The organism is Moheibacter sediminis (assembly GCF_900176425.1).
Lineage (GTDB): Bacteria > Bacteroidota > Bacteroidia > Flavobacteriales > Weeksellaceae > Moheibacter > Moheibacter sediminis.
On record NZ_FWXS01000004.1, the window covers coordinates 229,423 to 254,455 of the forward strand.

23 protein-coding genes are annotated in these 25,033 nt (G+C 36.1%); 11 read left to right on the forward strand and 12 right to left on the reverse strand.

Features of this window, described 5'->3' with window-relative positions; all coding sequences use genetic code 11:
* Positions 1-25: 25 nt before the first annotated feature.
* The 5 genes from B8977_RS07825 to acs all read left to right on the forward strand — a co-directional run bounded on the left by B8977_RS07825 (position 26) and on the right by acs (position 7,217).
* Complete coding sequence (locus B8977_RS07825; RefSeq protein WP_084017137.1) at positions 26-220, forward strand: hypothetical protein; 195 nt, start codon at positions 26-28, stop codon at positions 218-220.
* Positions 213-2,909 carry an ATP-binding protein gene (locus B8977_RS07830; RefSeq protein ID WP_084017138.1) on the forward strand — a complete coding sequence of 899 codons (2,697 nt, stop codon included), beginning with the start codon at positions 213-215 and terminating at the stop codon, positions 2,907-2,909. Before B8977_RS07825 ends, B8977_RS07830 begins: the two co-directional genes overlap by 8 nt.
* Before the next feature lies 1 nt (position 2,910).
* Positions 2,911-3,273, forward strand: a complete 363-nt coding sequence (locus tag B8977_RS07835) for a response regulator transcription factor (RefSeq protein WP_084017139.1) — start codon at positions 2,911-2,913, stop codon at positions 3,271-3,273.
* A gap of 15 nt (positions 3,274-3,288) precedes the next feature.
* On the forward strand, positions 3,289-5,178 hold the full coding sequence (locus tag B8977_RS07840; protein WP_084017140.1) for an acetate--CoA ligase: 1,890 nt from the start codon (positions 3,289-3,291) through the stop codon (positions 5,176-5,178).
* Between the two features lie 128 nt (positions 5,179-5,306).
* Complete coding sequence (gene acs, locus B8977_RS07845) at positions 5,307-7,217, forward strand: acetate--CoA ligase (protein WP_084017141.1); 1,911 nt, start codon at positions 5,307-5,309, stop codon at positions 7,215-7,217.
* Between the two features lie 128 nt (positions 7,218-7,345).
* Here acs and B8977_RS07850 read toward each other — a convergent pair whose 3' ends face one another.
* Positions 7,346-8,215, reverse strand: a complete 870-nt coding sequence (locus B8977_RS07850; protein ID WP_084017142.1) for a DMT family transporter — start codon at positions 8,213-8,215, stop codon at positions 7,346-7,348.
* 98 nt (positions 8,216-8,313) lie between these two features.
* Here B8977_RS07850 and B8977_RS07855 point away from each other — a divergent pair, with 98 nt between their 5' ends.
* Positions 8,314-9,153 (forward strand): TerC family protein, encoded by an 840-nt coding sequence (locus B8977_RS07855; protein WP_084017143.1) that lies wholly within the window; start codon positions 8,314-8,316, stop codon positions 9,151-9,153.
* A 73-nt stretch (positions 9,154-9,226) separates the two neighbouring features.
* Here B8977_RS07855 and B8977_RS07860 read toward each other — a convergent pair whose 3' ends face one another.
* The 4 genes from B8977_RS07860 to B8977_RS07880 form a co-directional block, all read right to left on the reverse strand.
* On the reverse strand, positions 9,227-10,561 hold the full coding sequence (locus B8977_RS07860) for a cellulase family glycosylhydrolase (RefSeq protein ID WP_084017144.1): 1,335 nt from the start codon (positions 10,559-10,561) through the stop codon (positions 9,227-9,229).
* Positions 10,562-10,591: 30 nt separating this feature from the next.
* On the reverse strand, positions 10,592-11,332 hold the full coding sequence (locus B8977_RS07865; RefSeq protein WP_084017145.1) for a LytR/AlgR family response regulator transcription factor: 741 nt from the start codon (positions 11,330-11,332) through the stop codon (positions 10,592-10,594).
* Positions 11,325-14,285 carry a sensor histidine kinase gene (locus B8977_RS07870; protein WP_084017146.1) on the reverse strand — a complete coding sequence of 987 codons (2,961 nt, stop codon included), beginning with the start codon at positions 14,283-14,285 and terminating at the stop codon, positions 11,325-11,327. The genes B8977_RS07865 and B8977_RS07870 overlap by 8 nt, the downstream gene beginning before the upstream one ends.
* Before the next feature lie 154 nt (positions 14,286-14,439).
* Positions 14,440-15,510, reverse strand: a complete 1,071-nt coding sequence (locus tag B8977_RS07880) for a branched-chain amino acid aminotransferase (protein ID WP_084017148.1) — start codon at positions 15,508-15,510, stop codon at positions 14,440-14,442.
* A gap of 95 nt (positions 15,511-15,605) precedes the next feature.
* Between B8977_RS07880 and mnmD the strand changes: the two genes are divergently transcribed.
* Positions 15,606-16,301 (forward strand): tRNA (5-methylaminomethyl-2-thiouridine)(34)-methyltransferase MnmC2, encoded by a 696-nt coding sequence (gene mnmD, locus B8977_RS07885; RefSeq protein WP_084017149.1) that lies wholly within the window; start codon positions 15,606-15,608, stop codon positions 16,299-16,301.
* A 32-nt stretch (positions 16,302-16,333) separates the two neighbouring features.
* Positions 16,334-16,744, forward strand: a complete 411-nt coding sequence (locus B8977_RS07890; protein WP_084017150.1) for an NUDIX domain-containing protein — start codon at positions 16,334-16,336, stop codon at positions 16,742-16,744.
* A gap of 65 nt (positions 16,745-16,809) precedes the next feature.
* On the opposite strand, the gene B8977_RS07895 is transcribed toward B8977_RS07890, so the two are convergent.
* A complete protein-coding gene (locus B8977_RS07895) occupies positions 16,810-17,166 on the reverse strand; it encodes a hypothetical protein (protein WP_084017151.1) in 357 nt (118 codons plus the stop codon).
* Between the two features lie 91 nt (positions 17,167-17,257).
* Here B8977_RS07895 and B8977_RS07900 point away from each other — a divergent pair, with 91 nt between their 5' ends.
* Both B8977_RS07900 and B8977_RS07905 read left to right on the forward strand, forming a co-directional pair.
* Positions 17,258-19,945, forward strand: coding sequence for a PD-(D/E)XK nuclease family protein (locus tag B8977_RS07900; protein WP_159447471.1), 2,688 nt, complete (start codon positions 17,258-17,260; stop codon positions 19,943-19,945).
* 74 nt (positions 19,946-20,019) lie between these two features.
* Positions 20,020-20,400 carry a SpoIIAA family protein gene (locus tag B8977_RS07905; RefSeq protein ID WP_084017153.1) on the forward strand — a complete coding sequence of 127 codons (381 nt, stop codon included), beginning with the start codon at positions 20,020-20,022 and terminating at the stop codon, positions 20,398-20,400.
* On the opposite strand, the gene B8977_RS07910 is transcribed toward B8977_RS07905, so the two are convergent.
* Positions 20,397-20,723, reverse strand: coding sequence for an MGMT family protein (locus tag B8977_RS07910; RefSeq protein ID WP_084017154.1), 327 nt, complete (start codon positions 20,721-20,723; stop codon positions 20,397-20,399). The genes B8977_RS07905 and B8977_RS07910 overlap by 4 nt on opposite strands.
* Positions 20,724-20,770: 47 nt before the next feature.
* Here B8977_RS07910 and B8977_RS07915 point away from each other — a divergent pair, with 47 nt between their 5' ends.
* Positions 20,771-21,298: a hypothetical protein gene (locus B8977_RS07915; protein WP_084017155.1), complete on the forward strand. Its 528-nt coding sequence runs from the start codon at positions 20,771-20,773 to the stop codon at positions 21,296-21,298.
* 5 nt (positions 21,299-21,303) lie between these two features.
* Here the strand turns inward: B8977_RS07915 and B8977_RS07920 are convergent, their stop codons facing one another.
* The 5 genes from B8977_RS07920 to B8977_RS07940 form a co-directional block, all read right to left on the reverse strand.
* Complete coding sequence (locus B8977_RS07920) at positions 21,304-22,731, reverse strand: hypothetical protein (protein WP_084017156.1); 1,428 nt, start codon at positions 22,729-22,731, stop codon at positions 21,304-21,306.
* Positions 22,728-23,288 carry an RNA polymerase sigma factor gene (locus B8977_RS07925; RefSeq protein ID WP_084017157.1) on the reverse strand — a complete coding sequence of 187 codons (561 nt, stop codon included), beginning with the start codon at positions 23,286-23,288 and terminating at the stop codon, positions 22,728-22,730. Before B8977_RS07925 ends, B8977_RS07920 begins: the two co-directional genes overlap by 4 nt.
* An 11-nt stretch (positions 23,289-23,299) precedes the next feature.
* Entirely contained in the window at positions 23,300-23,716 is a 417-nt protein-coding gene (locus B8977_RS07930) for a hypothetical protein (protein ID WP_143736386.1), read from the reverse strand.
* Positions 23,717-23,828: 112 nt separating this feature from the next.
* Positions 23,829-24,503: a tRNA (guanosine(37)-N1)-methyltransferase TrmD gene (trmD, locus tag B8977_RS07935; RefSeq protein WP_084017159.1), complete on the reverse strand. Its 675-nt coding sequence runs from the start codon at positions 24,501-24,503 to the stop codon at positions 23,829-23,831.
* An 86-nt stretch (positions 24,504-24,589) separates the two neighbouring features.
* Positions 24,590-24,964, reverse strand: a complete 375-nt coding sequence (locus B8977_RS07940; protein WP_084017160.1) for a DUF779 domain-containing protein — start codon at positions 24,962-24,964, stop codon at positions 24,590-24,592.
* Positions 24,965-25,033 lie beyond the last annotated feature (69 nt).

The window sequence follows — 25,033 nt, forward strand, 5'->3', positions numbered from 1 at the left end:
TTCAATTTGGATTTTAAAAACCAAAATGAAACAACGTCACGCACAGAAACTCGCCATTCTTTCACTCGTATTGCTGCTCGCATTCAACATTCCTTTTTTGTTGATTTTCGATAGCAGCGATTCTGTGCTGGGATTTCCGCTGATTTATGTTTACATTTTTTCCATTTGGTTGATGTCGATTCTCATTTCATTTTTAATTGTCAAAAGATATTATGAATAGCATCGTCATTTTATTGCTGATTTTATTTGCTTATCTCGGAATTCTCTTTCTGGTAGCACATTGGAGCGAAAAAAGAGAAAACAGCAAATGGTCAAATAATCCTTACGTTTACACACTTTCACTCGCCGTTTATTGTTCAGCCTGGACTTATTACGGAAGCACAGGATTGGCGGCTAGTTCGGGTTTGAGTTATTTGACGACTTATATAGGACCTATCATCATCATTCCTTTTTGGATTATAATTCTGAAGAAAATTATTCGGATTTCTCGGATTAATAAAATTTCAAGCATCGCCGATTTTATTTCTTTGCGATACGGAAACAGCCGTTTTTTAGGTGCTTTGGTGACAATAATTACCATTTTTGGGATTTTACCCTACATCGCACTTCAGCTCAAAGCCATTTCGGAAACCTTTCATGTGGTGACGAACACGGCAACATCTTCCAACATTTTTACAGATACAACAACCTATTTAGCCTTCGTTTTAGCATTGTTTGCGTCTTATTACGGAACGCGTTATGTCGATGCTTCCGAGAAAAGAAAAGGAATCGTAACCGCCGTTGCGCTGGAGTCGATTCTTAAACTTTTCTTTTTTGTTTTGGTAGGAATTTATGTTACATTTTTTGTATTTGATGGATTTGATGACATTTACAACCAGTCGCAGAAGTTTTCTAATTTTAAAGAATTAAACAGCATTGGCGGACTTCCAGAAGCCATCAATTGGTTCTTTCTATGTCTCGCATCTTTGTTCGCCATTTTTCTTTTACCGCGCCAATTTCAAATGGCGGTTATCGAAAACAATCGTGAAAACCATGTCAAAACTGCGATTTGGTTATTTCCACTTTATTTATTGATATTCAATGTGTTTGTCTTCCCGATTGCTTGGGGTGGAAATATTTTGTTTGAAGGACAAAATGTAAATTCCGATATGTATGCTTTGTTGATTCCACAATTGTTTAACAACCAAATCATCACAACTTTGGTATTTTTGGGTGGATTATCTGCAGCGATTTCGATGATTATCGTTTCTTGTATTGGACTTTCTACGATGTTAAGTAATAATGTTTTGATACCTTATGGATTCATTGATACACTTCAGACAGGAGAATTAAAAGAAAATGAAAAACGAATTGTCAACATCCGGCGAATTGGAATTTTTTCCTTAATTATTCTTGCTTACTTGATTTACAGATTTTTAGTTTTGGAATATAATTTAGTATCGATCGGAATGATTGCATTTGTAATCATCGCGCAGCTTGCACCTGCATTTTTCGGTTCATTGCTTTGGAGAAGAGGTTCCAAAAAAGGAGCAATTACCGGAATCATTGTTGGATTTCTCATTTGTAGCTATACATTGTTGATTCCGAGTGCGATGGGTGCCTACAACGAAGATATTGATTTCATCGAAAATGGATTATTTGGGATTGAGTTGTTGAAACCTTTTCAATTATTGGGGGTTGATTATTTAGAACCGATTCCGCACGCTTTGTTTTGGAGTCTTTTTGGAAATTTATTTGCGTACATGGCGGTTTCAGTTAGTTTCAAAGGAAATTACCGCGAACGGAATTATGCTGAAATGTACGTCGATATCGAAAAATACAGCAAAAACCATGAGAACGCATTCGTGTGGAAAGGAACGGCTTACACGAGTGATATTGAGAAAATTTTGAAACGTTTTCTGGGTGAAAAAAGAACCAATCGCGCTTTGAATATTTTTCAGTTGAAATACAATGTGGACAAAAATCAGGAATTGGCAGATTCAAGATTGATTAAATTTTCTGAAAATTTATTGACCGGACATTTAGGAACGGCTTCTGCTAAGATTCTGATCTCAAGTGTAGTAAAAGAAGAAAAAATTACTTTGACTGAAGTTTTGGAAATTCTGGAAGAATCGAAAGAAAACATTATTATCAATAAAAAACTGACGGAAACTTCCAATCAATTACACAAAATTTCGGATCAGTTAAAAAATGCCAACGAAGAATTACTCAAAAAAGACCAACAAAAAGACGAATTTTTAGATACGGTTACGCATGAATTAAGAACGCCGATTACGGCGATTCGTGCAGCGAGTGAAATTCTTTTTGATGACGAAGAAATCCCTGATGAAATGCGCAGGCAATTTCTGCAAAACATCATTTCTGAATCGGACAGATTGAACCGCTTGATTGACAAAATTTTGGATTTAGAGAAATTTGAAACAGGAAAACAAAAAATTCATTTGTCTCAAAATTACATTTCCAAAACGATTCAGAAAGCTTTAAATCCTTTGCTTCAATTGATTAAAAATAAAAATATTCAGGTTGAATTCAATCCGAAATCTGATTTAAGTTTAATTAATTATGATGAAGAAAGAATTATTCAAGTGGTTAATAATCTAATTTCCAATTCGATAAAATTTACAGATGAAAACAACGGAATCATCAGAATTGAAACAAACCAAACCGATGAACAAATTCTGGTTTCCGTTTACAACAACGGCAAAAATATTTCTCCTGAAGATTTGAATGCGATTTTTGATAAATTTTTTCAATCTTACAATCAAACCATCCAAAAACCAATCGGAACAGGACTTGGTTTGGCTATCAGCAAACAGATTATAGAAGCACATAAAGGAAAAATTTGGGCAGACAATGCACCCGAAAAAGGAGTGATTTTTTATTTTACGATACCGACAAATTTAGAATGATATGAAGAAGATTTTAATCGTCGATGACGAACCAAACATAGTAATGGCACTGGAATATACGTTCAAAAAAAATGAATTTGAAGTCTTCATCGCGCGCGACGGAAAGGAAGCTTTAAACATTTTGAAAAAGGAAATTCCCGATGCGATTATTTTAGACATCATGATGCCTGAAGTCGATGGTTTTGCGACTTTAGATCAAATCAAAGCAGATGAACGTTTGCAAAATTGTAAAGTTGTTTTTCTTTCTGCCAAAAATAAAGAATCGGATATCGAAAAGGGTTTGGAAAAAGGAGCGCATGCTTATATCACCAAACCATTTTCAGTCAAAAAAATAGTTGAAAAAATCAATGAATTAATTTCCTGAAAATGTATTTGAAAAATGAATTACAAAGAATTTTATAAAAAAAGCATTGAAAATCCTGAGCAGTTTTGGGCGGAACAAGCCAACGAAATTGATTGGTACAAAAAGCCGGAAATTATTTTATCAAAAGATGAATTTGATTATCCGCTTTGGTTCAAAGATGGCGAATTAAATGCTTGTTATTTAGCTTTAGACAAACATGTGGAGGAAGGCTTTGGAGAGCAAATCGCATTGATTTATGATTCGCCCGTGACGCAAACCATCCGTAAAATTTCTTTCAATGAAGCCAAAACCGAAACAGCAAAACTTGCGGGTGGCCTTCAATCTTTGGGCGTTGAAAAGGGCGACAATGTGATTATTTATATGCCGATGATTCCACAAGCTTTTTTTGCGATGCTTGCTTGCGCACGGATTGGAGCGACACATTCGGTTGTGTATGGTGGATTTGCTCCTAATGAATTAGCCATCAGGATGGACGATTGCAAACCGAAGGTTATTATCACGGCTTCTTCCGGAATTGAAGTGGATAAATTGATTGCCTATAAACCATTGGTCGATGAGGCGATTGAATTGGCAAATCATAAACCTCAAAATGTAGTGGTTTTCAATCGGAAATTAGGTGCGAAAATTCCATTCAAAAAATATGATATTGATTACGATGCTTTGGTTTATGGATCTGAAGAAATTGATTGCGTTCCGGTAAAATCTACGCATCCGTTATATGTGCTTTATACTTCCGGCACCACTGGAAAACCCAAAGGAATCGTTCGCGATACTGGAGGTTATGCGGTTGCACTTAAATTTTCAATGAAATACGTTTACGATGTAAAGCCTGACGAAGTTTACTGGGCAGCATCAGATATTGGATGGGCGGTTGGGCACAGTTACAGCGTTTATGGTCCATTGATCAATCGAAATACAAGCATAATTTTCGAAGGAAAACCAATTAAAACTCCTGATGCAAGTACATTCTGGAGAATCATTTCCGAACACAAAGTGCAGACAATGTTTACGGCTCCGACGGCGATTCGCGCGATAAAAAAAGAAGATCCGAATGGAGAATTTATCAAAAAATATGAGTTGAGCTGTTTGAGAACGCAATTTTTGGCAGGAGAACGATGTGATATTGCGACTTTGGATTGGTACAAAAGCCACATTGATGTTCCTGTGATTGACCATTGGTGGCAGACAGAATCGGGTTGGCCGATGATTTCAATAATGATTGGCGTGGAAAAATTGCCTTACAAACCTGGTTCGTCCGGGAAAGCAGTTTCCGGTTATGATATTAGAATTTTGGACGAAAATGGTGAAGAATTAAACCCAAATGAAGAAGGTTATGTGGCGATTAAACTGCCTTTGCCGCCTGGTGCTTTGCTTACCGTTTTAAATAATCCGGAGCGTTTCAAAGCCGGATATTTAGAGAGATTTCCAGGCTGTTATTTCTCAGGAGACGGTGGCTATAAGGATGAGGAGGGCTATATTTTTATCACAGGAAGAGTAGATGATGTCATCAATGTTGCCGGCCATCGTCTTTCGACAGCAGATATGGAAGAGGTTGTGGCGGCGCATCAATCTGTTGCAGAATGTACTATTGTGGGAATCAATGATGAATTAAAAGGTCAAATTCCATTTGCTATGGTGGTTTTGAAATCGGGCGAAGAAATGGAACATTTCCAGTTGGAATATGAAGTGATTCAATTGGTTCGTGAAAAAATGGGAGCAGTTATTTCGCTTAAAAATGTGATGGTTGTTCAGCGTTTGCCTAAAACCCGTTCGGGAAAGATTTTGAGAAAATTATTGAGAAGCATCATTGACAAAGAACAATTTCAGATTCCGTCTACCATTGATGATGTATTGATTATTGATGAAATTAAATCAGCTCATGCCGAATACAGACATTTAAAATAATTAATCAAAATATTATTTCAAATTCATTCCAAACATATTTAAAACTAAACTTGAAAAATATATCAATTTAGCAAATATACTTTTTTTAAAAGATTGAAAATCTTTACTTTTAATTAAAATTAAATACAATGAATTATTACAAAATATCCAACTTAGAATCCTATTTCAAAGCATATAAAAAATCGGTAAAGGAACCTGAGAATTTTTGGGGAGAGATTGCAGATGAAAATTTTACGTGGTACCAAAAATGGGACAAAGTTTTGGATTACGACATGATCAATGCCGACATCAAGTGGTTTGTAAATGGAAAAGTAAACATAGTCAAAAACTGCATAGACAGACATTTAAACAAAAGAGGAAATAAAACAGCTATCATTTTTGAACCCAATAACCCTGACGAAGCGGCTCAGCATATTACTTATCTGGAACTGCATGAGCGCGTTTGCAGAATGGCAAATGTCCTCAAAGATAAAGGTATCAAAAAAGGAGACAGGGTTTGTATTTATTTACCGATGATTCCTGAATTGGCGGTTTCATTATTGGCTTGTGCGCGAATTGGAGCGATTCATTCGGTCGTGTTCGCAGGATTTTCTGCATCAGCAGTTGCTTCGCGAATTACCGATTCTGAATGTAAAATGGTGATCACTTCCGATGGCGCTTACAGAGGAAATAAATCTATCGATCTCAAAGGAATAGTGGATGAAGCTTTGGAAAAATGCCCTTCGGTAGAATCGGTTTTGGTAGTGAAAAGAACCAACACCGATGTTAGAATGAAAGAGGGAAGAGATCAATGGATCCAGCCTTTACTTGATGCTGCTGCAAAAGATAACGTAGCAGAAATCATGGATGCGGAAGATCCTTTGTTCATTTTATATACTTCAGGATCAACCGGAAAACCAAAAGGAATGGTACATACAACTGCTGGTTATATGGTTTACACGGCATTTACTTTTAAAAATATTTTCAATTACAAAGAGCACGATATTTATTGGTGTACCGCTGATATTGGTTGGATTACAGGACATTCCTACATCGTTTACGGGCCTTTGTTGAACGGTGCAACGACGGTAATTTTTGAAGGCGTTCCTTCTTATCCGGATTTCAGCCGTTTTTGGGATGTGATTGATAAACATAAAATCAATCAGTTTTATACCGCACCAACGGCAATCCGCGCATTGGCAAAAGAAAATTTAAGCTATGTAGAAAACCATGATTTGTCTTCCATAAAAGTTTTGGGTTCAGTGGGTGAACCTATTAACGAAGAAGCTTGGCATTGGTACAATAACCATGTTGGCAGGAAAACTTCGCCGATTACCGATACTTGGTGGCAGACCGAAACGGGTGGAATTATGATTGCGCCGCTGCCGTTTATTACCCCGACAAAACCGACTTATGCAACGCTTCCTTTGCCGGGAATTCAACCAGTTTTGATGGATGACCGCCGAAATGAAATCGAAGACAATCAAGTCGTAGGAAGTCTCTGTATCAAATACCCTTGGCCGGGAATTGCGCGAACCATTTGGGGTGACCATCAGCGGTTTATAGATACTTATTTTTCTGCTTTTCCGGGGAAATATTTCACTGGAGACGGTGCCTTGCGAGACGAAGTGGGCTATTACAGAATCACGGGTAGGGTAGATGATGTGGTAATTGTTTCTGGGCACAATCTGGGAACGGCTCCGATCGAAGACGCCATTAACGAACACCCAGCGGTTGCGGAATCGGCAATTGTAGGCTTTCCGCACGATGTCAAAGGAAATGCTTTGTATGGTTTCATTACGTTGAAAGAAGTGGGGGAATACCGTGATCGTGCGAATCTTACAAAGGAAATCAACGAACATATTTCAAGCCATATCGGACCGATTGCAAAGCTTGATAAAATCCAATTCGTGAGCGGATTGCCTAAAACACGTTCAGGAAAAATCATGCGCCGAATTTTGAGGAAAATTGCCGAAGGCGATTTCTCAAACTTCGGAGATACTTCTACACTTTTAAATCCTGAAATTGTAGATGAAATTAAAAATGAAAGAATAGATTAATTAATAATTTTTTTTGATTTAATTATTAAAACCCGGTAGAAATACAGGGTTTTTGTTTTGCATTTTCTAAATCTTTTAGAAGTATGCTGATTGGTAATTCCTTAAGTAATAAATAAAATTGGTAATCGCTAAGCTGCTTTAGACTTCTTTTTAAGCACCATATTTACAACAATGGCAAGCACCATGATGGATGTAGCTACATAGAATAGTGGGGTCATTTCCTCCGATTCTCCAAAAATCAACCATGCCAAGATGATTCCATATACAGGTTCCAAGTTTACATTTAAGAGTAAAGTAAAAGGACTTATGAATTTCATCAAACTTACTGATTCTATCATCGGATAGGCCGTAAATAAACTACCCAAAAGCAAAAGCAATCCTAAATCTTTCCATGAAACATTTATAATTGACTCCATACCGCCTACAAATGGGAGAAACATACAAACGACCATGAGCCCGCCGATCATTTCATAAAACATAATTTTCTGTGATGGGAATTTTGTATGGATTTTTCCATTTAAAACAGAAAAAAGTGCTGACAGGAAACTACAAATTATCCCTAAAACAATTCCAAGCCAGTATTCAGGTTTTGCATTGTAAATCAATAAAATACAACAGGAGACGACGATGGCTAAAATAATTTCAGATACGTTGATTTTTCGTTTGAAAAAGATGGGTTCCAGAAAGGCAGAAAACAAAGCACCGGTAGAAAGTGTGCTCAATGCCACCGCCACATTTGAAACTTTTATGGCTCCGAAAAAAGCCATCCAATGGAGTCCGATGACGACTCCGATGCCCAAGAGCATAAGCAAATCATTTAGGTTGATTTTTAAACTTATTTTTCTGATTTTAAGGATGATGAACAAAACAATAGATGCCACCAATACACGAAACCAAACTAATGGAATCGCATCGATGGTAATAAGTTTTCCTAAAACACCTGTGAATCCCCAAAGGAGAACGATGAACTGAAGACGGATTTGCGGTGAGAAAATCAAGGCTGAAAATTTAAGTTCAAAATTACTCCGATATTCTTGAATTAAATCTTATTTGACCAAGATTCTTTTTTTGTAATTTCGGTCAAAATTTAAAACAAATGGATTTCAGTATTTTTATGGAACCTGCCGCGTGGATGGCATTGCTCACGCTGACCTTTTTGGAAATCGTATTGGGAATTGACAACATTGTCTTTATCTCGATTCTTTCGGGAAAGCTTCCTCCAAAAGACCAACCCAAAGCACGGAATGTAGGTTTGATCCTCGCTATGTTTATGCGCATCGGATTGCTTTTTGCGGTAACCTGGCTGATGACTTTGACCAAACCCATAGATTGGCTTACGTTTGACCTTCCTTTTTTGAAAGGGGCATTGACGGGACAAAGCATCATCATACTTTTAGGAGGATTATTTCTTTTGTACAAAAGCGTAACTGAAATTCACCATAAACTCGACCACAATGAACAAAATACCACTGTAAGAGCCGTAAAAGCAAATCTTACAGCAGTGATTGTGCAGATATTGTTAATCGATATCGTATTCTCGCTTGATAGTGTTTTGACGGCAGTGGGGATGGTGACTCCGACAGATTTCGGAACGCATGAAGCGGCAATGGCAATCATGGTAACAGCGGTAGTGATAGCTGTTTTGGTGATGCTTTTATTTGCGGGACCTGTGAGCAGATTTGTAAATTCGCATCCGACGATTCAGATGCTGGCACTTTCGTTTTTGATTTTAATTGGGGTCATGTTATTGGCAGAAGGTGCACATTTGTCAAATCTGGAAATGTTCGGATCAGAAGTAGGAGCAATACCGAAGGGCTATATTTATTTTGCGATATTCTTTTCATTGACGGTAGAATTTCTCAATATGAAACTCAAAAAAACATCAAAACCTGTCAAACTCCACAATCCTACGATGGATGAAACAGAAGAAAAATAAATTTTAATACAAAATCAAAAGCCGGGCGAAATCAATTACCCGGCTTTTTTTGGTAGGTATAGTTAAACGAGCATTATCTTTTCATCAGTTTCGAAGAGTTTGTATTTCCTTTTTTATCTTTGACTTGAATCATGTAAATACCATTTGCCAGAAAAGAAATATTCATTTCCTGAAAGTCATTTTTGATGGTTTGAACTAATTTCCCTTTTATATCAAAGATTTTTATTTCTTCAATTTCATTAAAATTTTCAATTGAAATTTCTGTATGGGTAGGATTTGGATAAATTTTAAATTTAGAGTTCTCATTTGTAATTACATCTTCCGTACTTAACGGAGCTGCTGCACATTCGACTCCTGAAATCAAACCATAAACTGTGTTGTAAACCAAATCTTCACCATAAGTCGTCAAAGTATTGAACACCCCGTTGGTAGTCATCACACGCGCATTGCAATCTTGTGTATATGCCCAAGCTAACCAGCCTATGTTTCGTTCGCAAGACTTCGTCAATATAGTTGAATAGTCCAAAGCATGCGAACAAGAACCGCTCACGTCTTGGCGACTGGCCACTTCACCCAATAAAAACGGAACATTTTTAGCGGCGATTTCATCGAGTTTGGTTTCAATTGCAGCCGTGTTGGGTGCGTAAGCGTACCAATAAGTATGTGCTGAAAAGATAAGATTGTGTTCGGGGTCAGTATCTTGGATGCTTTCTGAAATGCTCAAAAGTTCAGTGGAGGACATTCCACAATCAGGTGCATCAATCATAATGGGAACTTCTACACCCAATTGTCTGATTTCATGAATCAAAGTAGAATAATTCGTTTCAAAAATGTTCATTGCCTGCGTAGAATTGTTCGTCCAATACGCATATCCGAATTCGTTGGCAAGATTGATAATGAGGTATTCTTTGTTTTCTTCAATTAAATTTAAAACTGCTTCGCTTTTCCACCAATTCTTTACTACAGTATTGAAATAATCCCAATTGTTGGAACAAGTAATTCTATATGCGATTACATTTCCATTGTTGTCATACAAATTGGGGTCATGTAATTCTAAAATGGGAATCATTCCTTTTTCATGAGAATACCTGAGGATTTCGCTCAGCGTACCGTCGTTCACATATCCGTCAACTGTGCCCGGCGTTATGTTATCCATCCAATGCACACCATTTGTGTACCAAGGAATGCGGATAGCATTTGCACCAGTTTTGGCGGCTTCATCGATTTTAAATTTGTAATCTGCAGGGTCATCCAATGTGTCCCAGCCTTCATCTATGATGGGATAATTGATTCCTCTGAGCGTAATTTTTTGTCCGTCGGAAGTATAAAGATCTTTTCCTTCCACATACATCGTTTGTGCGAAATTGAGCAGCGGAAGAAGCATAAAAAGTAGAAGTGATTTTTTCATTTTGTTTAAATTTTAAGTTTAATATTTAGATTAAATTTTCTTGAATAAATTCAGAAATTCCTGTTTTTTGTTTCTGCTTAATACGATTGATTTGTCGTTTTGCATAATCAGTTCTCCGCCTTCTCCACGGATGTATTGTTTGATGAAATTTAAATTGACAAGGTTGGATTTGTGGGAACGGAAAAATAATGGATTGTCCTGTAAAACTTCCTCGAAATTAGATAGAGATTTACTGACAAGATGCTGGTAGCCGTCATTCATAAATACGTGCGTATAAGAACCATCTGCCTCAAAATACATGATATCTTTGATTTTTATAAACACCAATCCCTTGTGCGTGGAAAGTGCAAGTGTCTCGGACATTTGGCTGATGTTGAATTGACTCAATTGTGCAATTTGTTCGCTCGAAGTAAAAATATCATTCGTTAAATATTTGTCAAGCGCATTGCGCAATTCATCGGAATCAATAGGTTTTAAAAGATAATCCAATGCATTTATTTTCAAAGCTTTGATAGCATATTGGTCATAAGCGGTGGTAAAAATAACTTTGAAGTGTAAATCTTCAAATTGCTGCAACAATTCAAATCCATTGAGAATAGGCATTTCGATATCGAGCAAAAGCAGGTCCGGTTTTTTCTCATCTATGATTGCCTTTGCTTTGGAACTGTCCTGAATCGTGTCGAGAATTTCTACATCTTCAAATTTCTGAAGCAAATGTTTCAATGTGATGATGGCGTGTTTTTCGTCATCGACTATTATAACTTTAATCATTTTCTTTGAGTTTTAGTGTTATGATAATTTGTGTGCCGGCAGAAGTTTCGTCTGCGTCGTATAAATCGTTGATTTCAACTGAATTATTTGGATCTAAAGTTTTCAAACGTTCAGTTGTGATTTCAATTCCATAGGATTTGTGCTGAGTTTGTTCCTTTTTTAATTTTCTGCTGGCTTCGCGCCCTATGCCGTTGTCCTGAACGATAATTTGCAAAGTTTCGTCATCGATTTCATTGACGATAACTTCCAGTAAACCTTTATCAGTTCTATTTCTCAAGCCGTGCCAGATCGCATTTTCTGTAAAGGGCTGAATGATCAGCGGCGGAATTTGCAGGTATTCGCTGTCAATGTTGGGATCGATTTTGAATTTATAATCAAATGAATGTTCCAATCGCGCAGATTCCAGTTCCAGATAGAGTTTCAGCGTCTGCATTTCTTTTTTGAGGGAAATCATTTCATGTTTGGAATTGTCCAAAATGTTGCGCATCAATTTAGAAAAAGTGGTGAGGTAAGCACTTGCTGTTTCAGATTCATTTTGAATGATGTAACTGTTTATTGAATTCAAAGTATTGAACAAAAAGTGAGGGTTCATCTGCGAACGAAGTGTCTGCATTTCAGCTTCTTTGATCCTTCTCAGGTATTTTTGTTCTTTCTCTTTTCTTTTCCATAAATATCTGTTGATCAAAAATATAATTGCAAATAAAGTCGTCAGTAAAAGCGCATAAAACAAATTGGATTTTGTAAATGGCGGATGCGCTAAAATGCTAATATTTAAATTTTTAGATTGAATGTTGCCTAAGTTGTCCCAAGCTTCAATCGTGATATCATAACTTCCCGGCTGGATGTGGTTGAGTGAGAGTTCAGGATTATTTCCCAGCTCATGCCAGTTTTTTTCATCTGAAAATTTATACCTGAAATTTACTTTTTCCGAATCTAAAAATGACAAATCACTGAAATTCAATATCAATTCTCTTTCATCTTTTTGCAATTCGATGTGGTGTGAATTGATACTTCTTGATTCGCCATTAACTTTGATTTGTACTAATTTGAGACGTTGGGTAAGTTGTGTTTTTAATAAATTTTCGGTCTCGATGATGACCATTCCGCCTTCAATTCCCAACGCGATTTTTCCGTCATTCAATTCATAAAATGAATGAAGCGTAAAATTGGAAGGCAAGCCGTCGATTTGTGTAATTCTGACCACTTTGTCGATGTCTTTTCGGTAAATGTGCAATCCTTCACTGGTTGCGAAATACACATTTCCTTTGCTGTCTTCAGCGATTCCGCGCAAGTGGGTGTCAGCAATTTCATAGCTGTGGATATCTACTTTCTGGATGATTTTTCCATTTCCATCGGTTCGGTTCCAACCGCCATAAGCTGTAAAAAGGAGTGAATTTTCATTTCCCAAACCTGTTTTGGTAAAGTAATCTCCGACAAATTTTCCTTTGTCCGGATTGATTTCTTTTTTAGAAACATCTATAAATTCATTGTTTGCCGGGTCGTAATAGCAAATACCATAACTTTTTGGCATCCAGCCGGCAAGCCAGATTCTGTTGGATTTATCAATCACAACGTCCTGCCATTGATTGTCAGCCCAAAATTCAGGTTTGTTGTTGATGGGCTCGTCTATTTTTTCTAAACTTGGCCAACGGTAACGCTGAATTTCATGGGAAAGAAAAACAATCCACAATTCATTTTGTGGTGTAATAATCGTTTTTACAATTTGACTTTGAATAGAAAGATCTTTCAGAGGTAAATTGATAAATACATTGTTTTTCAGTATTTTAATTTCTTTTGTTCCTGAAAGAAACAATTGATTTGCTGAAAAATTTAAACTTGAATACTCAAAATTTGCTGAAGGATTGAATGGCTGCAATCCGTTTTTGTTCAAAGTTCCCAACATTCCTTTGGCATCGATCATCCAGATTGTATTTTGATTGTCTTGTGCAATTGAAACAACCGGAGCATTTCTTTCATTAAAAGTATAAATTGAAATAGCTGGATTTACAGGCAAAAGTTTTATCAATCCTTTGGAAGTTGAAAGCCAAATGATATGCGTTTTCGGGTCATACGTCAGATGGTTAATCGTTTGATCTATTGACGAATAAATGAGATGATAAGTATTGTTTTTAGAAAGATAAACAGAATGAATTCCATGCAATGCCAAGCCCTCAGAAGTTTCTTCAAATCCGGTAATCATTTGATTATCAGGTAGTGACTTTAAATTAATTAATTCATTCGTTATGGGATTGATTTGAAATATTTTACCTTGAGAAGTGGAAAGCAGGACTTTTCCGTTGCTTAATTTTTTGATAGATTGAAACGAAGTATTTTTGAAATTAGAATACGGATAAGGTTTCAGTTCTTTTGCATTTTCTTTCCAAACCCAAAGTCCGTTTTTTGCGGCAATCCAAATTTCTCCATTTGCCGTTTCTATAATTCCTGTTTCCGGATCCAAATGTTTGTTTCCGGGAATTAATGAAAAAGAAATTACTTTCTTAGTTATTGGATCGTAGTATTTTACATTTTCAAAATCAGTTCCCCAAATCCTTTTTTTGGAATCTATAAAAAGATTATTGAACTGGTCATTGTTGGGATTACTGTCGGTGTAAATATTTTTAACCAGAATTTCAGGTATATCATTTATTTGGTGGATTTTACAAAGACCGTCTGTATTGAAATAAAAGAAAAAATTATCATTTTCAATAAAGCTTCCGATGATAGTTTGGACTGTCGCGTGGTTTTGAAATCGATAACCGTCATAAAGAGAAATTCCTCTTTGCGTCGATAAATAAAGTTCTCCGCTTTTTGAAATTGCTGTAGAAAGGATGTTGTCAGAATTTAATCCATTTTTGATGGAATAATTATAATCCATGTATTTTTTCTGCCCAGAAACCGAAATCAGAACAATCAAAAATGCCAGACAATAAATTACTTTTTGCAGAGAATACATTTAAAATTACTTACATACAAAACTACACAAGTAAGGTAAGTAATTTTATTCTATTTTATGAAATGCGGAATTTGATTCTTGAAATGCAATTTTATGCAAAAAAAAGACCGGAGCATTTCTCTGGTCTTTCTATTAAGTATAATTTTTTCTGAAATTAAGCTTCAACAAGATTTTCTTCAACTTTTAATCTCCAGCCGAATGGATCTTCGCTGATACCCATTTGTAAATCAACCAATTTCTTTTTAAGAATTTTACCATAGCTTTCAGTTTCCGGCAAATCTTCCAATTCCAAACGCTCGCTGGCATAACCAACTGCAACATAATTGTTTACCACAACTGCAGTTCCGACGCCAAAAACTTCTTTTAATTGTCCGTTTTTGTGAGCCGTATGCATTTCTTCAACAGTTACTTTTCTAACTTCTACATCGATTCCTTCAGCTTTTGCCAATTCGATCATGCTTCTTCTTGTAACGCCGTCCAAAATTCTTTCAGAAGTTGGCGCCGTGATTAATTTGTCGTTGATTCTCACAAAAACGTTCATCGTTCCTGCTTCTTCAATGAAAGTATGCGTTGCATCGTCCGTCCAGATTACCTGGTCATATCCTTCTTCACGTGCCAAATGTGTCGGATAAAAAGAACCTGCGTAGTTTCCTGCAGCTTTTGCAAATCCAACTCCACCGTTTGCTGCACGGCTGTAACGGTCTGCTACCTTTACAGAAAGCGGTTTGTTGTAATAATTAGGTGCAACGGCAGTCAAGATTGCAAATAAATATTCATTTGAAGAGCGTGCTGTAATTGCTTCTTCCGTAGCGAACATGACAGGTCTTAAATACAAAGACATTCCATAAGTAGATGGAACCCATTGTCTGTCCAAGTCAATCAATGCTTTCAAACCATCCATGAAAATTTCTTCAGGGATTTGAGGCATATCAAGACGTTCTGCTGATTTATTAAGTCTTTCTAAATTTTTATCAGGTCTGAAAAGATAAACGTCACCCGTTTCTCCTTTGTAAGCTTTCATTCCTTCGAAGATTCCTTGTCCGTAATGACCAACTGAGATAGCAGGTGTAAAGTCTAATTTTCCGTAAGGTTTTATGATAGGTTCGCTCCATTTTCCATCTTTGTACCACGATAAAAGCATGTGGTCTGCAAAAGCAGTTCCAAATGTTGTGATGTCAAAAACATCAGGAGTAAATCTTGATTCTTTGATTTTTTCAATAACCATAACTTTTGTTTATTTATGTGTTTGCGTTCGGCAAAGATACTCATAATAATTCAAGTCGGGCAATCAGCGAGTTTTAAATTGTCGTATTTTTGAACATGTTTTACCGGAAAATTATCCCCACGGACGATGGCTCATCCACGATTTTTATTCCCGAATGGAATGAATCTTATCATTCGCGACACGGTGCGATTCAAGAGGCTTATCATGTTTTTATAAAAAATGGATTGGATTTAATTCAGCATGAAAATGAGGTGTCCATTTTGGAGATCGGATTTGGAACCGGACTCAATTCTTTGATTACTTTGTGCGAATCGATTCGTAGAAATTTGAAAATAAATTATTCAGGAATTGAGAAATATCCGGTTTTGAAAGATGAATTTTCCATTTTGAATTATCCGAAATCTTTGAAAGAATTTAATGCTGAATTGAATTTTTCTGAAAATGAATTAATTCAGTTTTACAATGAATTGATGAAAGCTGATTGGGAAAAGGAAATTTCAATTTCACCAGAATTTAATTTAACCAAAATTCAGGCAGATTTTTTGGATTATGAATTTACGGAAAACCAGTTTGATTTGATTTATTTTGATGCATTCGGAGCAAGAGTTCAACCTGAATTGTGGACTGAAATTTTATTTGAAAAATTATTCAAATCATTAAAATCAGGCGGAGTTCTAACCACGTATTCAGCTAAAGGAAGCGTGAGAAGAGCTTTGATTGCAGTGGGATTCCAAGTCGAAAAAACGCCCGGCCCTCCAGGAAAACGCGAAATGTTAGTTGCAAGAAAATAAAAGCGAATTACGAACCTCGAACCTCGAAAAATATGAAACCATTCAATGTCAGAGTTTATGGATTGCTCATCCACGAAAATAAAATCCTCATCATCCGCGAACCTTTTGCGGGAACAATCATAGATAAATTTCCCGGTGGCGGACTCGAGTACGGAGAAGGTTTGATTGATTGTCTGAAGCGTGAATTCATGGAAGAACTAAACCTTGAAGTGGAGATAGAAAGTCATTTTTACACACAAGATTTCTTTTTGGCTTCGCGATTCGATGACGCTGAACAAATTATTATGATTTATTATAAAATCAAAGCAAATGACATGTCAAAATTGGTTGTAATTGACCAGGATATTCAGGAACTGATTTGGAAAGATTTGAGTGAATTATCGCCCGAAGATTTGACTTTACCAACCGATAAATTGGTTGTGGAAATGTTGTTGAATAAATAAACGTACGTCATTCAGCGTAAAGAAGAACCCTTAGATTTCCCCTTTTTCGAAATGACATTTATGAATTAGAAAAGCTCTCTATCCTCAAAATACTGAATGATAGCTTGTTTCATGAGCAAAGATTGTTCATTGGCTTTCAATTCAGGAAGCGGTTCAAGGAATTCAAACTGAGGCCAGCCGTCTTTGTCCAGACCATCAAAACGATAATATCCAAAAGGTTCCAAAATACGGCAAACGGCAATGTGCAAAAGATTCAATTTATCGTCTTTTTTGAAACGTTTTTTTCCTTTGCCTAATTCCTGTACGCCAATCAGGAAAAGCATTGTATCGATATCAGGCGTTTCGCCATCGGTAAAATTTTCTGCAAAAAACTGCTCTATCAGCTGCCATTTTTCTTTTGAAGTCAAAAGTGAATTGCTCATGCGGCAAAGTTACGACAAGAGTTTAAAGTTTAAAGTTCAATGTTCAAAGTTTTTTGAGAGCGCAAAATCTATTTTTTCTATTTTTACACACATGGCAAAATTCATAGAAAATGTAGTTTCGGAATTGATTGAATCCCGTGCAGATTTACTGCAAACGACGATTGTTTTACCCGGAAACCGTCCGATGCTTTTCTTTCGGCAGGCATTTCAAAATCAAGTGAAAAATTCAATTCTTCCTAAATTTTTGAGCATCGATGATTTTGTCAAAGAAATTTCAGGATTGCAAGATGTTTCCCAGATCCAGCTTTGGTTTTCGGCTTATAATTCCTACAAAAAAATAGTTGAAATGCCCGATGAATTTGAAAATTTCATCAAATGGATTCCGACTTTGCTGAAGGATTTTGACGACATCAATTCTTCTTTGGTCAGTCCAAGAGAAATTTTTGATTATTTGATTTCTGCCGAAAGAATTAAAAAATGGGGACAAGAAAACCTTGAAATCGGAAGCAATCAATTGATGTCGAAACATTTGAATTTCTGGAAAATGTCCGGAGAATTATTTCATCAATTGAACGAAGATTTATTAAACCAAAACAAAGCTTACCGCGGTTTGATTTACCGAAAAGCCGTTGAGAAATTGCCTGAATTTTTAGAAAAAACTAATGAAAATTTTGTGTTTGTAGGTTTGAATGCTTTGTCAAATGCTGAAAGGAAAATCATTTTTGAATTGAATAAAATTGGAAAAGCGAAGCTTTTTTGGGATTCGGATAAATACTACATGGATGATGAAAACCAGGAAGCAGGACATTTTCTCAGAAAATATAAAGAAGTTTTGTCCGATTGGAATTGGGAAGCGAATGAATTTTCAAAACCCAAGAAAATTCAAACAATAGAAATCGGAAAAAGAGTTGGACAAGCTAAATATTTACACAAAATTTTAAGTGAAATTCCTGCGGATAAAGTTTCGGAAACGGCGGTTGTTTTAGCAGATGAAACCTTGCTTCCGGCAGTTTTGAGCGCAATTCCACAGAATATTTCCAAAGTAAATATCACGATGGGTTTTCCTTTGGATAAATCTTCGATGGCTTATTTTTTTCGTTCTGTTTTTGAATTGCAAATGAACCGTGAAAAACTCGGAAATGGTAAAGTTTTTTATTATAAAAATGTTTTGGATATCATCAGTAACACGATTTTCCAAGAGAAAAATTTTGATGCAGGAAAATTGAATCGTAAAATCAGAAAAGAAAACCGGATTTTCAATACTTCTCAATTTATTCAGGAAGAATTAAAAGGAAGTATTTATTCTGAATTATTTGAAATTCATTCAGATACAAATTCATTTGTAACTCATTTGATGAAATGGATTGAAGGATTGATGCAAAATAAAGAAATCGAAATCAATGATTTAGATAAGGAATATGTATATCGTTTCAGCTTACTGATGAACCAATTGGCAGATGAATTGAAAGATTTTAATGCGATTCAAAATTTCAAAACTTTATATGTTTTGTACAACCGGCTTTTGACAAATGAAACGATTTCTTTTGTAGGTGAACCTTTGGAAGGACTGCAACTGGTTGGATTGTTGGAAACACGTTTGCTTGATTTTGAAAATGTAATCATGACCTCGGTAAATGACGGTGTAATTCCGCCGGGCAGAACTGAAAATTCATTTATTCCTTATGACATTCGGCGCGAAATGGGCATGAATACTTTCACTGAAAATGATGCTGTTTTTGCTTATCATTTTTACCGCTTGTTGCAAAGAGCTGAAAACATAAGTTTGCTTTACAATACTGAGGCAGACGGATTGGATTCTGGCGAGCGAAGCCGTTTTCTTGCACAAATGCAATATGAATCTAGCCACAAAATAGAAAATAAAATTGCCGTTCCGGAATTTACCGCGCAACTCCATCAACCTTTGGAAATAATGAAAACATCTGCAGTTATGGAAGCGTTGGAAAGATGGCTGGAAAAGGGAATCTCAGCATCTTCCTTAAGTAACTATCTCAGAAATCCCATTGATTTTTATCAACAGCAAGTTTTGGGCGTGCGTGATTTTGAAGATGCCGAAGAAACTGTCGGAGCACGGGTTCTGGGGAATATTGTGCATAATTCTTTGGAGGAATTATACAAACCGCTTTTGGGTAAAATTTTGGTTGAAAAAGACTTTGATTCGATTTTTGAAAATTCCGAAAAAGCATTGATTGAAGCGTTTCAAAATGAATATGGAAAAGGAGATTTCTTGCGTGGAAAAAACCATTTGGTTTATAAAATTGCGCATTCTTTCATTCAAAATGTAATTAAATCTGATCAAAATTTAGCGAAGCACAATGAATTTATCGTGCATGAATTGGAGACTCAACTGGAATCAGAATTGATTTTATCGAACGGTAAAAAAGTGAAGTTAAAAGGTTTTATTGACAGAATTGATGAACTCAACGGCATCAAACGAATCATTGATTTCAAAACGGGAAACGTGACTGAATCTACGCTCAACGTGGTCGAAAAGAAATTGGAAAATATCTTTTCTGATGCCAAGTTCGCGAAGTCCTTGCAGTTGATTTTTTATGCACATTTGTATTTCGGAAACCGCCAAGATTTGAACGTTCAGTTTGGAATTTATCCATTAAAAAATCCTAAAAAAGGTTTGATTCCTTTGAAATTTGATGGCGAAACTACATTTGATTCTGAAATTTTAAGGTTTACAAATAATCCTTTGAGCAATTTGATAGAAGAAATTTTGAATCCTGAAATTTCTTTTTTGGAGAAGCTTTAACAATAAATCATTTTTTTTGGTATTGTTTTGGTAATCAATATTAAACATAATTTGTTTAACCAAAAATTGAAATCATGATTACGATAATACAAGATGCTCCGGACAATGTGGCGGCTTTTCGGGCAACAGGGCAAGTGACCAAAGAGGATTTTGAAAACGTGGTTATGCCGCATGTAAAAGCCAAAGTAGAAGTTTATGATGAATTGAATTATTTATTTCATCTCGATACAAAGTTGGAGGAATTTACTATCGGCGCTTGGATGCAGGACGCCTGGCTGGGAATAAAAAATTTATCTAAATGGAACCGTTGTGCCATTATTTCAGACGAAGAAAGCGTTCATAAATTCACAGAAAACTTCAGCAAAGTGATGCCGGGAGAATTCAAAGCTTTCACTACGGCTCAATTGGGAATTGCTGCAAAATGGTGTGAAACAGGCGAGGAATTTGTTGTTTAGATTTCAGGCTTCCAAAAAACTTCTTTGAAATTTTGAATTTGGTCATCTTCGACTGTAATTCCTTCATTTTCCAATAACTGCTGCATCAATTCAGGTGGGGAAAAATGATGTCTTCCAGTGAGTAATCCGTTTCTGTTGACTACGCGGTGTGCAGGAACATCAGATTGGGAAGCTGCGGCGTTCATTGCCCAGCCTACCATGCGTGCAGAGATTTTCATGCCTATGAATTCGGCAATGGCGCCATACGAAGTGGCTCTTCCTTCGGGTATCTTGCGAACGACTTCGAATACTTTTTCAAAAAATGATTCATTTTTAGGACTCATCTAATCGATTTGTTTGTAAATTTAATCAATCCAAATCAGATTTCTTTATGAAAAACGAAATTGAAATCAATGCCATTCGCAGCCGCCCGCGTTTCAAAGTTGTTGCCAATATGACGGCTGATGAATTTTCGGACAAGTTGAAAGCTCATTTCAAAAATCATAATAAAACTTTGGGTGGATATGTCAATCGGGAGGTTGGAGTAATACGTTTAAGACAAGACCGGGAAAAATATTGGGCTCCACAACTTCAAATAAGGGTAGAACAAAATGATGAAAAACCAGGGACAATTTTGGTTCGTGGATTGTTTGGACCGCGGCCATCAATCTGGACTTTGTTTATGTTTTCTTATGGTCTGGGTGGTGCGATTATTTTAACAACGGGTTTATATGGCTGGATTGAATTGGCTTTAGAAATTGGAAACTTCTGGGTTTGGACAAATCTAATAGGGCTTCTATTGATGGTTGGACCTTATATTTCTGCAAAAATAGGTCAGCGAATCGCCAAAAGTCACATGAGTGTGCTTCGCATTTTTATTGAAACTGTTTTGGTGGAGGAAAAGATTATCAGTGAGTGAAATAATTATTTCAAAGAAACACTGATTCCTGCATTGACACCTACTGTATAAGGATTGTATTTTTCAATATTATTCACCGGATTTACTAAATATCTGAAATTAGGTTCAACATTTAATTTTATATTTTCAGTAAGATTCATATCAAATTTCAAACCTGCATTGGCACTGAAAGTTACATTGTTAAGATTGTTGGCTTCTCCTAATTCCTGTGTGTAATCGTCAGTATGTACATAGATTTTATTTTTGGAAAGTACCCATGTACTTCCTCCGCCTGTTGCACTGATACCAATAGAATTAGTTTGAAATAGACTCAATTCGGCTTCCAGAGGAATTTCTACATAGCTTGTTTGTTGCTGCATATTTCCGTAACCGGATTTTTGCTGTGTCAATTCAGTTCCCAATAGGGATGCAGCCATTGGATTATTGTCAATCCTTACATTTCCTCCGTAGTTGATATTATTGATTTTATCTACTGATAACAAAGAATTTGCTCCAGCTACTTGTACTTCAAGCGGAACATTTTTTGTTATTTGTTCTAGTCCGACCATGGAAACACCGGTTCTTATCTTTAGCGTAGGGCTAACTGAATAAGCAGCTTTTACTCCATAGGCAAGCGTCACATTATTTTCTGTGTTGTATTGACTCATTTCATCTGCCAGCATAGAGTTCCCTACGAAAGTATTGAAAGCCAAAGGAGATGCAAATGCAGAAATATGGAATCTGTCGTAGTCTATTTTTTTCTTTTTCTTCTTTTCTTCTTTTGGTTTGTCTTCCAAAACTAAAAGAAGCTCAGGGTTTTTATTCTTACTAAGATTTGCATCATTGATGTTAGGTAAAGTCAAAGATGTGATTGGATTTAAGTTTACATCTAAATTGTTCCAGGAATTATTCAAGGCTGATAAATTCTCAGCGATTAATTCACCGAATGTTTGTTGTGTATTTTGAACAAAAGAGTTGAAGTTTAAATCATGCGTTTCATTATTTGAATTATTATTGTGATTATTTTGAATGTAATTTTGGGAATAAACTTTATTTCTGTCAAAAATTGCTGGATGAATTTGTGATGAATTGTCGTTTGAATTCAAAACATTTCTTTCTGATTGAATATAATTTGGAACATTATTCTCAAAATTTTCTTGGTTTGAATTATTGATAGTTTGAGACTCAGAGGCTGTGGAATTATTCGAAGGATTAACCGCAATTCCTTGATTTAATTCTATATCTGAGGTATTATAAGTTCCCAGCCAATAGCCGAAACCGACCATAAGCAAAAGCACTGCAGCGATACCGGAAAGCCTCACCCAAAAAGGAATGATTCTTTTCTTTTCCTTTTCTTTCGGGATTCGGGTTTGTATAAATTCCCAAGCGTCCTGCGGCGGTTGCTGTGGAGAATTTAAATTTTGTTTGATGTATTTGTCAAGTTTATCTTTCATTTTGACAAGATTCTTATATTGTTATTTTTTTTTATTAATTCTTTTAATTTTTCACGTGCACGCGACAAATTAGATTTAGATGTCCCTACAGAAATGTCGAGCATTTCTGCAATTTCCTGGTGCGAACATTCCTCAATTACATACAAGTTAAAAACCTGACGGTAACGGTCAGGTAATTGTTGCACGAACGAAAGGATTTCTTCATATGAATGGTCTTCGTAAGAGTATTCTTCATTATCTGATTCTTCGTCAGGTTCATGAATCAACTCTTCATTTACAACATACAAATGCGTTTTGTTTCTATGTTTTTCAATACATGTATTTACCATGATTCTGCGCATCCATCCTTCAAAAGAACCTTCAAAACGATATTGATTGATTTTATTGAAAACGGTGATGAATCCTTCCTGAAAAGTATCCTGCGCATCTTCATAATTATTAGAATAACGAAGGCATACAGAGAACAGCTGTGCAGAGAATAGTTTATAGATCTCCCCCTGAGCAGATTTTTTATTTGCCTGGCATTCTTTGATTAATATGTGAATGTTATCATCCAAACAAATGTAATTTATTGAGGAACTACAATTTCCCTGATAATGAATGTATCCTGACCGTCTGCATCTTTCCCATTCCAGAATCTGAATGTATAAGTTCCGCTGGAAGCAGGGTTAAATTTTAGAACAAATGACTTAGACTCTGTAATTTCTGTACAGCCACCATCTTGTATTTCTGATGTGATTACGGAAACGGTTCGTTCATTTCCCAAAATTGTATAATCATAATCAAAAAATTGTTGACAACCGTTTGTAGTAGTAAAAAAAGTTTTGATTTCAGTTACTTGTCTTGCCGGGTAAATGCTATCAATTTGTATGCTGTCAATTGGTCGGTACTGATAAGTGACATTCATCACAGGTTCATCATCTAAACAGGACACCATACAAATCCCAATTAAGAATAAACCCACCAGCCATTTTAAATTTTTCATTTTCATATCTATTCTAAATTAATGTAAAGTTATATCAATTTTTATATAGACGAAAAAAAATAAAAAGGTTGCGTAGCTAATTACAGATTGAAAATCAATTTGGTAAATATTTTTAATCTAACAAATCAGGGCGTCTTTGCTGTGTTCGTTCAAGTGCATTGTTTTGACGCCATTTTTCTATTTTTGGGAAGTCACCGGATAGTAAAATGTCGGGAACTTTTAAGCCTTTGTATTCTGCGGGTCTTGTGTAAACTTCAGGTGCCAATAAATTGTCTTGAAAAGAGTCTGAAAGAGCAGAAGTCTCATCGTTCAAAACACCTGGAAGCAAACGTATAATACTGTCTGCTAAAACCGCAGCCGCTAATTCTCCCCCGCTCAAGACATAATCTCCGATAGAAATTTCTCTTGTGACAAACATATCACGTACGCGCTGGTCAACACCTTTGTAATGCCCGCAAAGCATCATTATGTTACCTTTAAGAGAGAGTTCGTTGGCAATGTTTTGGTTTAAAGTGATTCCGTCAGGTGTGAGATAGATTATTTCGTCGTAATCTCTTTGTGATTGCAGATTTGAAATACATTTGTCGATGGGTTCTATCATCATGACCATCCCTGCGCCGCCGCCATATTGGTAATCATCAATCTGGTTGTATTTACCTTTGGAGAAATCACGTAAATTATGCAGATGGACTTCTACTAATCCTTTGTCCTGAGCTCGTTTCAGGATGGATGCTTCGAAAGGGCTTCTGAGTAATTCTGGTAAAATGGTGATGATGTCTATGCGCATAATGGCGCAAAAATAAGGAAAATGTTTGGAGTTGATTATTAGAACTAATTTTTACAGATTAGGAATAAATATTTTGATTAATAAGTTTAATCCATCAATTTAACTTCTTCCAGATTCTCCAGTTCTTCTGGAGTGAAAAGTCTGTAATGGATTTTAAAGGTTTTGCCAAGTGGTGTTTCGAGTGAAAATCCGCCTACGCCGAATCCTTCCAAAACATCTAAAGTGAAATGACTGTATTTCCAGTATTCGAATAAATCTTTGTCCACCCAAAATTCGCAGTTTTCGATTTCTCCAAGCATTACATCGTTCATTCTTGGGTAATATCCGCCCTTTTCGAAACATTGCGGCTGTGTGCCTTCACAGCATCCGCCGGCTTGGTAAAACATGAGCTCGCCGTGTGTTTCCTTTAGTTGTTTGATTAATTCTTTTGCTGTGTCTGTTATGTCAATTCTTTTTATCATGATTGAATTTGTTTAAAATTAAGGAAAAAAGGGTAATCTAAAAACCAGACTACCCCTTCATAAATAACC